14 protein-coding genes are annotated in these 15,826 nt (G+C 38.5%); all 14 read right to left on the reverse strand.

Annotated features, from left to right (window positions below; translation table 11 throughout):
* Positions 1-4: 4 nt before the first annotated feature.
* Positions 5-820 (reverse strand): HAD family hydrolase, encoded by an 816-nt coding sequence (locus MHB40_RS21495; RefSeq protein WP_342441605.1) that lies wholly within the window; start codon positions 818-820, stop codon positions 5-7.
* 8 nt (positions 821-828) lie between these two features.
* Positions 829-1,929, reverse strand: a complete 1,101-nt coding sequence (locus MHB40_RS21500) for a cysteine protease StiP family protein (RefSeq protein ID WP_342441606.1) — start codon at positions 1,927-1,929, stop codon at positions 829-831.
* Entirely contained in the window at positions 1,926-3,287 is a 1,362-nt protein-coding gene (locus MHB40_RS21505) for a phosphoribosyltransferase family protein (RefSeq protein ID WP_342441607.1), read from the reverse strand. The genes MHB40_RS21500 and MHB40_RS21505 overlap by 4 nt, the downstream gene beginning before the upstream one ends.
* Positions 3,268-4,461 (reverse strand): HpcH/HpaI aldolase/citrate lyase family protein, encoded by a 1,194-nt coding sequence (locus tag MHB40_RS21510; protein ID WP_342441608.1) that lies wholly within the window; start codon positions 4,459-4,461, stop codon positions 3,268-3,270. The genes MHB40_RS21505 and MHB40_RS21510 overlap by 20 nt, the downstream gene beginning before the upstream one ends.
* Positions 4,462-4,544: 83 nt before the next feature.
* On the reverse strand, positions 4,545-5,291 hold the full coding sequence (locus MHB40_RS21515; protein ID WP_342441609.1) for a hypothetical protein: 747 nt from the start codon (positions 5,289-5,291) through the stop codon (positions 4,545-4,547).
* Positions 5,292-5,326: 35 nt separating this feature from the next.
* Positions 5,327-5,902: a TerD family protein gene (locus MHB40_RS21520; protein WP_016994007.1), complete on the reverse strand. Its 576-nt coding sequence runs from the start codon at positions 5,900-5,902 to the stop codon at positions 5,327-5,329.
* A 33-nt stretch (positions 5,903-5,935) separates the two neighbouring features.
* Positions 5,936-6,517: a TerD family protein gene (locus MHB40_RS21525; RefSeq protein WP_048394760.1), complete on the reverse strand. Its 582-nt coding sequence runs from the start codon at positions 6,515-6,517 to the stop codon at positions 5,936-5,938.
* 30 nt (positions 6,518-6,547) lie between these two features.
* Entirely contained in the window at positions 6,548-7,165 is a 618-nt protein-coding gene (locus MHB40_RS21530; RefSeq protein WP_205445599.1) for a TerD family protein, read from the reverse strand.
* A gap of 285 nt (positions 7,166-7,450) precedes the next feature.
* Positions 7,451-8,347 carry a nickel transporter permease gene (gene nikC, locus MHB40_RS21535; RefSeq protein WP_205445601.1) on the reverse strand — a complete coding sequence of 299 codons (897 nt, stop codon included), beginning with the start codon at positions 8,345-8,347 and terminating at the stop codon, positions 7,451-7,453.
* Between the two features lie 12 nt (positions 8,348-8,359).
* Positions 8,360-9,364 (reverse strand): ABC transporter permease, encoded by a 1,005-nt coding sequence (locus MHB40_RS21540; protein ID WP_205445602.1) that lies wholly within the window; start codon positions 9,362-9,364, stop codon positions 8,360-8,362.
* Between the two features lie 225 nt (positions 9,365-9,589).
* A complete protein-coding gene (locus tag MHB40_RS21545) occupies positions 9,590-11,206 on the reverse strand; it encodes an ABC transporter substrate-binding protein (protein ID WP_342441610.1) in 1,617 nt (538 codons plus the stop codon).
* A gap of 30 nt (positions 11,207-11,236) precedes the next feature.
* Positions 11,237-12,217 (reverse strand): dipeptide ABC transporter ATP-binding protein, encoded by a 981-nt coding sequence (locus tag MHB40_RS21550; RefSeq protein WP_205445605.1) that lies wholly within the window; start codon positions 12,215-12,217, stop codon positions 11,237-11,239.
* The gene (locus MHB40_RS21555) at positions 12,192-13,205 is read right to left on the reverse strand and encodes an ABC transporter ATP-binding protein (RefSeq protein ID WP_205445606.1); all 1,014 of its coding nucleotides are present in this window, start codon (positions 13,203-13,205) and stop codon (positions 12,192-12,194) included. The genes MHB40_RS21550 and MHB40_RS21555 overlap by 26 nt, the downstream gene beginning before the upstream one ends.
* A gap of 296 nt (positions 13,206-13,501) precedes the next feature.
* Positions 13,502-15,247: an ABC transporter ATP-binding protein gene (locus MHB40_RS21560; RefSeq protein ID WP_342441612.1), complete on the reverse strand. Its 1,746-nt coding sequence runs from the start codon at positions 15,245-15,247 to the stop codon at positions 13,502-13,504.
* Positions 15,248-15,826 lie beyond the last annotated feature (579 nt).

Below are 15,826 nucleotides of genomic sequence, written 5' to 3' on the forward strand. Positions count from 1 at the left end.
ACATCTATACGACCGTTTGTTGTGAAGCCATTTGTAAAACCGTTTCCAATAGGTCTTTTGTAAATGCTTCACCATTGTGAGGCGAGTAAGTTGTATTTTGTAAAACTTTTGGCTGTTTATCCTTTAAATCTCCATGATTTGGTGTATAAGCTAAATCAGCCATTGCAAGCATTCCATAATCCATAATAGAATCACCTGCTGCGATATGCACATCATATGTACAGAACTCTTTTATATATTCTATGGCCGCTTCCTTTGTCAGTACCTTAGGCATAAAATATAATTTTTTACCTTGTAGAAGCACATACCAACCATGAACATCGAACTCTTGAATCATTGCTTGTAATTCATCGGAAGGTAAAATTTCAATATCCACATGATGTACGTAAAAAAGATCATCTATATACAAAGAGCGTTGTAGCCATGTATCAGATTTAACCCTATCAAATAGCTTTAGCATATCCTTACGAGGGATCGAAGAATCTTCAATACGTCTAGATAATGTTTGCGTCCATTTTTCATATGGCTGACCCTTTTCTACTATTGTACCCCCATTGCTTGTAATTGCAAAAGCAGGGCATAAATCATGAATAAAATGGATTCTCTTATATTGATGCAATGCTCTTGTCGTAACAGGTACAAATAATGTTTGTTGGTGTACCTGTTGCAATAGGGGTGCTGTTGCCTGTGTCATCATACTCATTGCTTTTTCAGCCTTGTGTTCAACGACCATTGTCTCTGTAGCGGGCGGAAACATCTCCATCATGCGTTTAGAATAAATAAGTGTTCGATCTAAGTCAGATGTAAATAGTATCATCATATTCTCCTCTATAATTCTTTGATTAAACCACAACATGCATAGGACATATTTGAATATTCTTCAACCAATACATTTTTTTCCTGCGCTAGTAATAAAATATGTTTCAATTCATGCATGTACTGTGGATTAATTAAAATCTTCCAAGGTATCCTTCGCAACAAAACTCTTGTTGTTTCACCAACACCAGGCTTAATGAAATGAATATTATCAATACCAAAATCTCGTTGAATTGTTTGCACGGACTTCATGCCCTCCCAAGTAATCGGAGAGGTGTCTTCCTCTTGAATTTGTTGCACGATTGTATTCTGCACTTGTTCAAAACATGTGACGATACGTTCTATGTACAGCTTGGAGACATCTACGGCCTCTAATTCTTTATAGTATTTTGCACCATGAAAGTCGTTCGCATCCATAAACTGCAAATTTAACACCGTTCTACTCACCAATCCAGATACAGTCGAATTTAAACAAGCAGATGGTATTAAAAAATCCTCACGAGTTCCATAAATAGCGGCACAATGTCCCGGATCAGCCAAAACAGCTAAATCAGCACTTAACTGTTTTTGATATTGTAAATTAAACTTTTGGCAGGATTGGATTAATTCATTGGTAATTGCCCCTTTTCCTGTCCAACCATCAATAAATTGAAGACATCCTAGAGGGTGCTGAGTCAAAATATAACGAATCGCCGTTTCATCAAACCCGCGACCACGCAGTATAGAAATGGAGTAATGAGGGACATTCACACGATAACGCATGGATATATACCGTTTGATTAAAATGCCAATAGGTGTACCTGCACGAGCTAAACTCACAAGAATTAAATTTTCTAACCCTCTAGTCTCAATGATTTGTTCTGCTACCACTCCAACGGCGATTGCTATTCTTTCTGCATGAGCATCTAGCGCTTTATAAAAAAGATTCATGTAGGTATTAGATGGTTGTTTCTCCACTGGCAGCATTTCAGAATAATGGATGCCTGATTGAATGAGCTGTTCACGTTTTTCATTATCCATTTCAAGAAATGCACTTCCAATATCACGCAATAAAAAAATAACGTCCTCTGGTGCATAACTCCCCATTTTATCTGGCTGCAAAGTCGATATCATCGCTCTACCTCCAATTCATCCATACTAATCACATATACTTTTGCATTAGTGGCTTCTTGTAATGCCTTTACCACACGAGCAACTACCTCTTCACTTGCTATACGTTCCACAATGAAGAAAAGTTCCGTGTAGGACAGGCTTTGTAGATTATATAAATAATTAGTAACCCCGTTATTCTCTGGACTCTCAAAGGCTATTTTTTCGGTAATCGTATATCCTAAATCGTCTGTACAATAGATTGGACTTCGAGTAGTTGATTGAAAATAAACATTATTTCCTAAATAAGAGGCAATTTGCATAGGAACATACATGAACTCACCCGTGCCAATAACAAGCGCTGGACCATTTGTTCTTAGCTCTTGTAATTGCTTAGCGATAGCTTGTAACGATTTCTTTTGTGCAACATGCTGGTTTGACGTGAGCAAAAACCTCCCTGTCGCTACTAGATAAGGCTGATTATTTACTAAACCATTCTCAGCGACAGATCGATAGAATTTTCGATCAACAGGCACTTGAATTGGCCATAGTGCCATGTCCTCTGTAGCCTGTGTTCGTAAATTTGGCTGCGTGCTTGTTAAGCTTGGAATACCTGAACAGCTAAAATTCCCGCACATAATGGAGATGAATTCGATAGAGATATCCCATTGTACTTCTAATTGCTTAAAGATTGATTGCTGCTGTTCAGAACGCCAATCTAAAATAGATAGTACCGCATATTGTTTCACTAAAGGAAACTTCTGTCTTAATGTCTCAATAATATTAATGACCGTATTTCCAGTAGTAATCTCATCATCTATTAACACAATGCGCTTAGCTTGCAGTAAAAATTCTGGCTCCTCCGTATAAATTCTATGGCTTGTCGCATGTGAATGTTCCTCCTCGAACGTAATAAACGGTTCAAAGTCAGGAAGCACTTCCCTTGTTGTGTGGATATACATAGCATTCGAATGGAAGGCATTAAATACTGCATGACCAAGTGCTGTAGCCGTCTCCGCAAACCCAATAAACAATGTCTCTTCCGTTAACTCTATGGTTCCTTCTACGGATTTTTGTACTTCATCCAAATTTGCTCCGTCTTTTAAAGCTTTTACGACAGCTGACAAAGCCATCTCCTTTTGTCCAATAAGTTGCTGCTGATACAGCATAGCTAGAAGAGTTCCTGTCAGTAAGGGGATTTGCGGATGCACAGCCAAATGTTTGCCTAGAACCGTGCTTACAAACAAAAATTGTCTCTTCTTATTAATCCGAGCTGCCATTCTAAACAGATCGGTTAGCGCAAAATTATGCGGATTGTAGGTAATTTCAATATCAATTGAATAATTCGGTAAAATGCTTAATTTACTCATTTGTTGTTGCATACACACTACCACCTATTTCAGACTGTAATAAAAGTGAGGCAAAATCGACAGATTCATGATAAACACCATAGACATGAGCCTGTTTTAATATTCGCTGTGCCCATCTCATATGTGGCTTGATTTCATTCATCTTATTGGCATAGTGACTTTTCATAACACCTTTACGTCCATCATTATTTTCTATAATACTTAGGGCATCTAGATATTCCTCATACGAAATGGCATAGAGAGCATGCACAACACGAATATGGCTCGGATGAATAATTGTTTTTCCCACTATGCCATTTTGTTTATCCATTAAAACTTCTTTCATTAATCCATCTAAACAATCATCTAACAACGCTTTCCTTGCATCGAGAGCACCTTTCTCACTAAATGGCGTCACTCTTAATGCGGGCTTTAATACACGCTGATTATTAAAATACTCCCACACAGGCCCCGATATAATAAACCCATCTTCCTCACGACCTAAGACATTGACAATATCTGCGATACAATCTCGAATCACACTAATATCATAAATGGTGGAGTCCATACGGCGACGAATTCCGTAAATACCACAGAAATCCGTGGCACCAATTCGTACATTTAATACACGGGCTCTGTAATGATGTAGAACTTCTTTAATGCCTAATAATGCTTCCATACGAGATTCCTTATATAGTACCTCACGACTCTCTAAAATCGGCATACCATATAAAATCAAATCATTTTCTAAAATGGTTTGTTCAAGCAACTCAAAATACCGGGCACCCTGTTCTGCAGTAAACTTCGGAAAGACATAGCCTGTTAATATTTCCTGCTTTTTCCCTAAAGCAGTCGTTAACTTTTGAAATTGCTCAACATGTCGTACTCGAATAAAAAGTAATGGGAGCTCCTGAAGCAATAGCTGTTTTTGCTGATAGAGTGCATATAATTCACTAATATCCTCGATCAACTTAGCTTCACAATCTACTAACTCTGAATCCCCTACTGCATCCTCCAAATCAATGACGAGTGATGTGAGTTCCTTATATTTTTGTGACCGGATCAAACTCACAATCGTAGGCATGGAAGCGGGCATATACAAAGTCGCACCTAAGGCATACGACAAAATATCTGGCGATTCCCACTTAGTAAATGGCTGTGGCTTCTTATAAAATATCGTCTCTGCTTCTGTTGCAAAGTGTTGCATCTAATCCTCTCCCCAATAACTATGCCTTTTGTGAAAAAAGCACTGTATCAGCCTGTTCCACACAGACCAATACAGTGCCTTGTTTACACTGCTGTTTTCTTATTCAACTTGTGAACAACAAATGTTAATAAGAATGCAGCAATTAAAATAATAAAGAAGATTTCATGTGAAAGATGGTAGCCAAAAATACTAGCAAACATTTTCAGTACAATAATGGCAATTAAAATATAGGCAGTCGTTTCAAGCTCTGGTATTCGTTCGATTAATGATAGGAATACACCAGCGATGGTACGCATCATGATAATACCTAAAATGCCTCCTAATAATAGAACCCATACTTGATCTGAGATCGCAAATGCCGCCAAAATAGAGTCTACTGAAAAGGCAATATCCATTAATTCAACTGAAATAACAGTCGCCCAAAAAGTACCAAAGACACGAACCATCCAACCCGTCTTTTTAAACTCGTGTGCTTCTCCTTCATCAGTGCTTTTATTTTTAAAGTGCAGTATGACTAACCACATTAAATAAGTCGCTCCAATTACTTTAACAATAGAGAATTTTACGAGATATACACCAATACCGATGAAGAGAAATCGGAAAAAATAAGCCCCAAACATCCCATACATTAATGCTTTTCTTCGCTGACGTTGCGGTAAATGCTTAACAAGCACCGCTAAAACTAGCGCATTGTCTGCAGACAATAGGCCCTCCATAATAATCAACGAAAAAATAAGGCCCCATGATACTGGATCTGTTAAAACCTGTCCCCACATCTGCCAGTTAAAAAACTGTGCATATGTATTTAATATCTCGTTTATTACATCCACACAAAATCCTCCGTCATGTACCTATATCCTACTAGTTACTGTAGTCCATATGCATTGATTAATGCAGCTAGACCACCCTGGTAACCTGAGCCTACTGCAGCAAATTTCCACTCACCATTATGACGGTACAGTTCACAAAATACTACGGCTGTTTCAATACTGAAGTCTTCTCCTAAATCGTAACGCAATACCTCTGATCCCGACTCTTCGTTCGTCAATCGAACATAGGCATTTAAGACTTGTCCAAAGTTTTGATGACGCCCCTCTGCATCGTAAATTGTTACCGTCACAACAATTTTTTCAATTTGAGGTGATACTTGCTTTAAGTTGACAAGAATTTTTTCATCATCCCCATCTCCTGCACCTGTACGATTATCACCCGTATGGACAACAGATTGGTCTGGGCTCGCTAAATTATTATAGAAGATAAAGTCCTGTTCATTACGACATTTTCCTGAAGCATCTAGTAAAAATACAGATGCATCCAGGTCAAAGTCTTGTCCACCATCAAATTGCTTTACATCCCAGCCTAACCCAATGCCAATGCTATTTAAGCCTGGATCTTGCTTGGTTAAATCGATACGTTGCCCTTTACTTAATTGTATAGCCATTCAAAATCTCCCTTTCTGTTCAAAGATGAAATTTTAATTTACACTTAAGCCATAATCATTACATAAAGCAGCTAAACCACCTTGGTAGCCAGCGCCAATCGCATTAAATTTCCATTCCCCATTATGACGGTATAATTCCCCTACAACAATAGCTGTTTCAATACTGAAATCCTCACCTAAATCATAGCGAATAATTTCTTCGTTGGAAGCAGCATTCATAATACGAATATAGGCATTAGACACCATGCCAAAGTTCTGACTGCGAGACTCTGCATCATGGATTGTTACAGTGAAGGCTAGTCGCTGAACATGTGCAGGTACTTGAGTTAATGCCACTTTCACCACTTCATCGTCACCTTCGCCTACACCCGTTAAATTATCGCCTGAATGCTCAACTGAGCCATTACCACCTGTAGTATTGTTATAAAAAATAAAATCATTTTGATCTGCTACTTTGCCTGTATCAGCAAGTAAAAATACAGATGAGTCTAAGTCAAAATCATGACCACCATCATATTTATTTGTATCCCAGCCTAAACCTACCACAACATTTGTTAATCCTGGATTTGTTTTTGTTAAATCTACCTTTTGACCTTTTTGTAGTGAAATGCCCATAATTTTTATTCCTCCTATTTAGTCAATTATTTATTGATATCTTCGAACAACGTCGCCAAGCTTTATGTCATTTGTTCCCGTACCAACCGCAGCAAACTTCCATTCATTACTATGACGGTAAATTTCTCCACATACTAACGTCGTTAAATTCGAATAATTATCAGTTAAATTATAGCGAATTAGTTCACTTCCTGTCCTGTCATCATACACACGAATATATGCATTATGAATCATGCCGAAGTGTTGATTGCGACCTGCCGCATCATAAATGTTTACAACAAACACAAGCTTGTTATATTGCGTAGGTACAGATGATAGCTCAATTGTAATTACCTCATCATCACCATCGCCATCACCTGTTAAATTATCACCTGAGTGTCGAACAGAACCACAGCTACTTGTTAATTTCCCGAAATAAACAACATCGTCACCCGCTACAACCTTATCATCCTGTAACATTAATACCGAAGCATCACAGTCGATACTTCTGCCACTGCCACTATTTCTACTGGAAAATAAACCACCTAAAAAGCCGCCACTTTTCTCTTGACTTACAGGGTCCCACCCTAAACCTACTTTAATTTTATTTAAACCTGCGTTACCTTTTGTTAAATCAACTCTTTGTCCTTTTTGTAAATTAATCCCCAACTCTAACACCCTCCTCAAATATGTATTTCAAACGAAAGATTTTATGGTAAGCAATAATCTACTAAGCTAAAAGATTTCTACTTAAATTAAGTCTAAAATAACGTGACAAAAAATTCAATTAATGGCTCCGAAAAGGTGTTTTCACTTATTTTTGAAAGCCATTCACACATCTATATATCTTAGAACGTTTTTGCGTTAAAAATGTTCCTTTTATATCCATTTGTACGTTTCGCCAAAACAGCTGAAAAAACCTTCTAACTTGTAGAAGGCTATTGTTCCTATTTACTAACTTTTCATTTTTGGATCAAGTGCATCGCGTAGTCCATCACCCATTAGATTAAAGCCTAGAACGGTTAACATGATAGCTAGACCAGGGAAAATCATCGTCCATGGAGCATTTAATAAAAACTTCCGTGCATCCGCCAGCATTTTTCCCCATTCTGGTGCTGGTGCTTGTGCTCCTAATCCTAGGAAACCTAATGCCGCAGCTTCAATAATAGCTGTCGCAATCGCTAGTGTCCCCTGCACAATTATTGGAGTTATGGAATTTGGCAAAATATGAGAAAATAGAATTCGTGCATCACGCATGCCAATTGCTTTTGCTGCTACAATATATTCCTCTTCCTTGACGCTTAAAACTTTAGAGCGGATTAAGCGCCCAAAATTCGGTACGTTAATAATGGCAATGGCGATTAATGCATTTTGTAAAGATGGACCCAACACTGACACTACTGCAATCGCTAGTAGCATACTAGGGAAAGCTAGCATAATATCAAAAATACGCGAAATAATCGTATCAATCCATTTTCCATAATAGCCTGCAATGATGCCAAGTAAACTGCCAATTATGACGGATAAAATAACTGAGAAAAAGCCTACCCATAACGAAATCCTTGCACCATGAATGATTCTCGAAAAGATATCCCGTCCAAAATCATCCGTTCCAAACCAATGATCAGCGGATGGTGCCAGTAAACGCTTTGTTAAATTTTGTTCATTGATGCCCTGTGGTGCAATGTATGGACCAATGACAGCCAGTAAAATAAAAAATATAACAATTCCTGCTCCTACGAGGGATACTTTGCTCTTCTTAAAGCTACGCCAGCCTTCGAGCCATGGACCTACTGCCTTTTCTCGAACTGGTGCTGCTTCTTTTTTTATATCAATTGCTCCAGTCATCATTGCAACTCCCTTCTATTTGTATTTAATACGTGGATCGACTACTGTGTACAGTAAATCCACGATTAAGTTAATCATGATGAAAATAAATGCAACGATTAGAATACCTGATTGAATAACAGGATAATCCCTAAAGCCAATCGCATCATAAATATAACGACCAATTCCTGGCCAACTAAAAATCGTCTCTGTTAAAATGGCTCCACCTAGCAGTAATCCTGTTTGTAGACCAATTACCGTTAACACAGGGATAACCGCATTCTTTAATGCATGCTTATAAACAACAATAAACATTTTTTGGCCTTTTGCCCTTGCAGTTCGTACATAATCTGAGCGCATAACTTCCAGCATTGAAGACCTTGTGATTCTTGCGATGATAGCCATCGGAATCGTTGCAAGTGCTACTCCTGGTAATATTAATCGCTTTATGACTTCGACGAATTGATCAAAGCGACCTTGAATGAGCGTATCTAGTAAATAAAAATGGGTTATGGCGGTTATTGGATTTCGCACATCTTCTCGACCAGAGGTAGGCAGCCAACCAAGCTTACTACTAAATGTCCACTGCTCCATTAAGCCAAGCCAGAACACAGGTACAGAAACACCGATTAATGCTATAATCATCGCTGTATAATCAAACCATGAATTTTGGAACCATGCAGAAATAATGCCGGCATTCACACCAATAACGATCGCAATAATCATCGCAAATAGTGCAAGTTCGGCCGTTGCTGCTAAGTATGGAAAAATTTCTTCTGATACAGGTAGTTTCGTACGTAGGGAAACCCCTAAATCCCCCTGAAAAATACCTGCTAAGTAACTAAAATATTGTGTATACCACGGCTTATCTAATCCTAAACTTGCGTTTAACGCCTCGACCGCCTCTTTTGTCGCCTGTTGTCCTAAAATAACTTGTGCTGGATTTCCAGGAATTGCTCGTATCAACATAAAGACGATAAAAGTCATTCCAAGCAAAACTGGGATTAGTTGAAGTAAACGTCTCCCCATATAGTGAAGCATTTTCATCACCTCTCTATGATTTTCATAATCTACTTTGAAGTCTTTATATACTGTTGAAAGGTTGAGCCTTCACTAAACGGTTTTGAATGTTTAGTTGAGTTCTTTCATACAGGAAATAATCATTATCGTTACTTGAAAAGAATCTGCGAGATTTCCACGGCTTACCCGCAGAAAAGCAAGCAGATTCTTCACATTTCTTTGTTCAATTGAAAATGATGAAATTTACTATTGAATATCTACTGCATCTAAACGGTCAGAGCCAGTAGGATGCGCAATATAATTCGTCACTTTCACGTTAGCCGCTAAAATTGGTGTTGAGTGAGCAAGTGGAACCCATGGAGCATCCTCAGAAATAATTACTTGAGCTTGCTTATAAAGTTCATTACGCTTGTCCTCGTCAATTTCAGTTTGAGCTTTAACAAAAATTTCGTGTAATTTAGGATTATCATAGAATGTATAGTTATTAGAGCCAATATTATCGCCGTCTAATAACGTGTATAGGAAGTTATCCGCATCTCCATTGTCGCCTGTCCAGCCAAGTAGGAACGCATCTGCTTCACCATTTTGTGCTTTCTCTAAATACGTAGCCCATTCAAATGACACAATTTTAGATTTAATGCCCACATCTTCTAAATTCTTTTGAATCGCTTCTGCCACTTTTTGACCGTCTGGCATGTATGGACGTGGTACTGGCATTGCCCAAAGCTCAATTTCCTTACCATCATAGCCTGCTTCAGCAAGTAATGCTTTCGCCTTTTCAGGATCATACGTATAGCCTGTAACGTCATCGTTGTAACCAGAAATTACTGGTGGCATTGGGTTTTTCGCTGGCTCAGCTAGCCCCTCATAAAATGCATCCACTAATGCTTGTTTATCGATTGCATAGTTAACTGCTTGACGCACTTTTACATTATCAAAAGGAGGACGAGTAACTGTTAAACCAAGATAACCAACGTTCATAGATGGACGCTCGATTAACTGTAAATTAGCATCGCCTTCAATTGTTGCTTTATCAGATGGGCTTAAGCCATCAGCTACATCAATATTGCCTGCTAATAAATCATTTAAACGTGCAGAGTTTTCTGGAATAGAACGATAAATCACTTTATCTAATTTAGGATAGCCATCAATATAGTAATCTGGATTTTTTTCAATTGTGATTGAATCATTACGTACCCAGCTTACAAACTTGAATGGACCTGTTCCTACAGGATTTGCAGATAAACCTTCTTCATCTGCTTCAAATGCAGTTGGAGAAGCAATCGCGAATGGAGACATTGCTAAATTTTTCAGGAATGGTGCTTGTGGTTGGCTTAATTTAAAGACAACTGTGTAGTCACCCTCTGCAGTTACTGATTCAATTACTTGCTTGTCACCAACGACAAATTGCGAACTAAAATAAGGGTGTTTATCCGCACCTGATTTCCAACGTTCAATATTCTTAACAACAGCCTCAGCATTGAAATCTGTGCCGTCATGGAATTTCACACCTTCTTCTAGCTGGAAAGTATACGTTAAACCATCCTCTGATGCCTCCCATGATTTTGCTAAGCCTGGTTGAATCGTTACATCTCGTTCACCAAAGTTTACTAATGTTTCATAAATATTAGCTGTTACCGTGAAGGATTCACCGTCTGTAACAACAGCAGGGTCTAGTGCTACAGAATCTCCACCACGACCATACACTAAAATTTTTGGTTCTCCACTGCCAGCTGTATCGCCACCAGTTGAAGTATCTTTACTACCCGTATCCTTAGTATCTGAGCCGCCACAAGCCGCTAAGATTGTCGAGAGGATAAGGAGTAGCATTACACCTAAAGTCCAAAACTTCTTTTTCTTCATCGAATTTCCCCCTATGAGTTTTTATATCATTTAATGTTGGAGTGCCTCATAAAGATGGCAAGCAACATAATGACCCGGTTTCACTTCTTGCATTTTAGGTACTACCTGTGAGCACTGTTCCTTTTTAAATGGACATCTCGTATGGAACGTACAACCGCTTGGCGGGTTTGATGCACTTGGAATATCTCCTGTAATAATAATCTGTTCCCGTTCAAACGTAGGATCTGGAACAGGAACCGAAGATAAAAGTGCCTGTGTATATGGATGAAGCGGTTCAGCATATAAGTCCTCACTCGCTGTCAACTCTACTAATTTACCTAAATACATAACGCCAACACGATTACTGATATGGCGAACTACCCCTAAATCATGGGAAATAAAAATATAAGTCAGCTTTAAATCTTTTTGCAGCTTTTGCAATAAATTCAAAACCTGTGCCTGTATGGACACATCGAGCGCAGATACTGGCTCGTCCGCAATAATTAAGCGTGGATTGGTCATTAAGGCTCTAGCAATGCCGATACGCTGCCTTTGCCCTCCACTAAATTGGTGCGGATAACGCTTGATATGATATTCATTCAATCCAACAATCTCAAGTAGCTCCAACACTTTCTGTTTGCGCTCCTTGGCATTACCTATCCCATGAACAATAAGAGGCTCCTCTAATATTTTGCCGATGTTATGGCGTGGATTCAGCGAGGCATAGGGATCCTGAAAAATCATTTGAATATCTCTACGCGCCTTCCTCATTTCATTATTGGATAATTCTGAAATCATTTTACCTGCGAATTCTATCTTACCTCCAGTTGGCTCTAGTAAGCGCATTAACAAGCGACCCGTTGTCGATTTACCACAGCCTGATTCGCCAACAATCCCTAATGTTTCTCCTTCAAATACTTCAAATGAAACATCATCTACTGCCTTTACATCTCCCGTATGCGAATTAAGGACTCCCTTTCGAATCGGAAAATACTTTTTTAACCCCTCAACCTTTAATAGCGCTTTCGACACGTTGCTCCACCTCCTGCTTCTCTAGTAAAAAACATCTCGATTTATGATTCTCAGCTGCCTCAAATAAAGGTGGTGTTTCCTGTAAACAACGTTCCATCGCATACTCACAGCGTGCTGCAAAACGACAGCCAACCTGAATACTTCCTGGTTTCGGTACACTCCCAGGAATGGAGTATAGATTATCCTTTTTATAACGCATATCAGGTACTGATTGAATGAGTCCTTGCGTATAGGGATGTTTAGGATTAGTGAAAATTTCATGAATCGGTGCCTCTTCCACTATTTGTCCTGCATACATAACAATCACTCGCTCACAAGTTTCTGCGACAACACCCAGATCATGTGTAATTAACAACACAGCTGTATTCAAGCGTTTATTTAAGTCTTTCATAAGCTGTAAAATCTGGGCTTGTATCGTAACATCCAATGCAGTTGTAGGCTCGTCCGCAATTAATACCTGAGGATCACAGACAAGTGCCATAGCAATCATCACACGTTGACGCATACCACCAGACAGCTGATGTGGGTAATCCTTTAGCAATTCCTCAGCACGTGGTAGACCCACTAATTTCATAATTTCAACCGCTCTTGCAAACGCTTCCTTTTTCGACCATTTTGGATTATGGATTAATATCGCCTCTTTTAACTGGTCACCAATCGTAAACAGAGGGTTTAGCGAAGTCATTGGCTCCTGAAAAATCATTGCAATGTCTTTACCACGTATTTTTTGCATTTGTTTATCCGTACATTTAGCAATATTTCTGCCATCTAGCAAAATTTCTCCACCTGTTATTTTTCCTGGTGGTGATGGAATTAATCCCATGATGGACAGCGACGTAACACTTTTACCACTTCCCGATTCTCCTACAATCCCTAAAATTTCTCCTTCATGGACAGAAAAATCGATATCGTCTACAGCAGGAATTTGCCCATTATCTGTGAAAAAGGTCGTTTTCAAACCTTTTATTTCTAGTAGTTTTTTCCTCATGTGTAACGCCCCACCCTACCTATATTTTACTTAAATGTATAATAATATTAATAGAATACTATAACTTTCGTTAAATTCCTTATTTTCAGATAATTCTAACTAAAAATCCCGACTCTTTCAATCATTAATATTCTGCAAATTACATAGAATTTCTACAATAATCGTCTTCGATAATAATTAAATCTTATAAAGAGATAATTTCTTACATTTATCAAAAAAAAATAGCCTTCCATTTTCAAAAAAATGAAAGACTTTTTTAAAAAAAAATTTATAAATCGTGGAATTTACGTTAATTTTCAATCTAAATGCTGCACCTGGAATAAATTATAATATGTTCCTTGGCTGTCCATTAACTGCTCATGTGTTCCACTTTCGATTAATTGTCCATGATCGATGACAAAAATTTTATCAGCATGGGTAATTGTAGAAAGACGGTGCGCAATAATAATAGTCGTTCGTTCATGAGCAAGTTTGTCTAATGATTCTTGTATCAGTGCTTCACTTTCTAAGTCTAACGCAGAAGTAGCCTCATCAAGGATTAAAATCGGTGGATTTTTTAAAAACACACGTGCAATGGCAACCCTTTGTTTTTGTCCGCCGGATAGCTTTACTCCTCGTTCTCCAACCTTTGTGTCATAACCGTTAGGCAGACTCATAATAAAGTCATGGGCATTTGCCGCTTTCGCTGCTTGGATGACCTGTTCATCTGTTGCATCTGGTCTCCCCATTAAGATATTCTCTTTGACAGAATCACTAAAAAGTATATTATCTTGCAAGACAATACCAATTTGCGATCGTAACGAATGTAAAGTGACGTCTCGTACATCATATCCATCAATGGTCACTTTCCCACTTGTTGTATCGTAAAAGCGAGGAATTAAACTGATAATCGTGGACTTACCACCACCACTCATCCCTACAAAGGCAACAGTCTCCCCGGGATTAATCGTTAAATCAATTGCATTTAAAATAGGTGAACCAGTTTCTTCATATTGGAAGGCTACATTGTGAAAGCAAACCGCCCCATTTGCGCGTGGGAGTTCACGAGCGTAGTCCTTATCTTTCACTTCATAAGGCTCGTCTATTAAATCAAACATTCGATCCATTGAAGCGATAGACTGTGTTAAAGTGGTGGAAGAACTAACAAGACGACGAAGTGGACCATACAGACGTTCAATATAAGCTATAAAAGCAACCATTGTTCCAACTGAAAGTGACCCATTTATTACTTGATAGCCCGCATAGGCTATCACTAACAATGGTGCAACATCCGTGATTGTATTTACGACAGCAAATGATTTTGCATTCCACTTTGTTTGATCAAGTGCTTTTTCTAAAAACTCGCCGTTTGCTGAATCGAACAATTTTTGTTCATGCTTTTCTAAAGTAAAGCTTTTAATAATGCTCATACCAGCTACACGTTCGTGTAAATAACTTTGTACACCTGCAAGTGCTTGAGAACGTTTCCGTGTTAAATCCCTCAATTTGCTAAAAAAGTACTTCACACTGAATGCATAAAATGGAAATGCGATTAAAGCTACTAGTGTTAGCTTCACATCCATTGTTAGCATAATGGCAATTGCAATTACTATCGTCGCAAGATCCAACCACACATTCATTAAGCCCGTCATAACAAAGGTCTTCGTTTGCTCAACATCATTAATAACCCTTGAAATAACATCACCTGCACGTGTATTGGCATAGTATCTTAAGCTTAGGCGCTGTAAATGTGCATAAATCTCTTTTCGAATATCGAACAGCACCTTATTACTAACGTGTTGTGCATAATATTGTCGATAGTACTCAATAGGTGGACGGATAATAAAGAACACAATAATAGTTCCACCCAGCCAATAAAATAGCTCTTTTGTTTTTTCTACATCTGTTAAGTCATCTGCTGCAATAATGTCGTCCAATACAATCTTAATGAGCAGTGGAATAAATAGAGGAATAGCAAATTTTACTATACCAATGATAATCGTTAAAATAATTTCCCATGTATATGGTTTTACAAAGCGCATATATCGCTTTATGCTTCCCAATTTATCATCACATCCTTACAAAAAGAAACAGGCATTCGATGATGAATGCCCTAAGTATTATAGCAATATTTCGATTAGAATACAGTTATGATGACTTTATAGCGAACTATTTTACATTTGTCTTTACAGCTCTCTGATCCCCTCCAATAAAAAAACACCTATTAGTTAAACTAATAGGTCATGCTGTTGAAAAAAGATGATGTCAACGGCAGAAAAAGCAACTTTGCAAGGTGAGAGGTTGATTTCCGTTCCGCCAGCGTCCTTTCCAGGGGGCGTCCGATGAGCCGCTTCACTCACTTACGTTCGCTCCAGGGTCTCCTCTGTGACGCTCAATCCCCTAGGAGTGACGCTGGCTCCACTCCAATCAACCATGCTGCAAAGTGTCTTTACTTTTTTTCATAGTAGCATCGCGATCAAATCGCCCATTAACTGTATTCTTAGAGGGGATGAGCTCTTATTTTCAATGTGGAGAAGTGAAGCGTGACAAAACCTCTTCATAAAGAGTAGTGAACACCTTCCCTTTATTTGAACACCTTTGCTAAAAAGTCAGTGGGTTGGAGTGGAAGGCTACTTGACTCC

Origin of the sequence: Lysinibacillus sp. FSL K6-0057, assembly GCF_038630885.1 — a bacterium.
GTDB classification, from domain to species: Bacteria; Bacillota; Bacilli; order Bacillales_A; family Planococcaceae; genus Lysinibacillus; species Lysinibacillus fusiformis_F.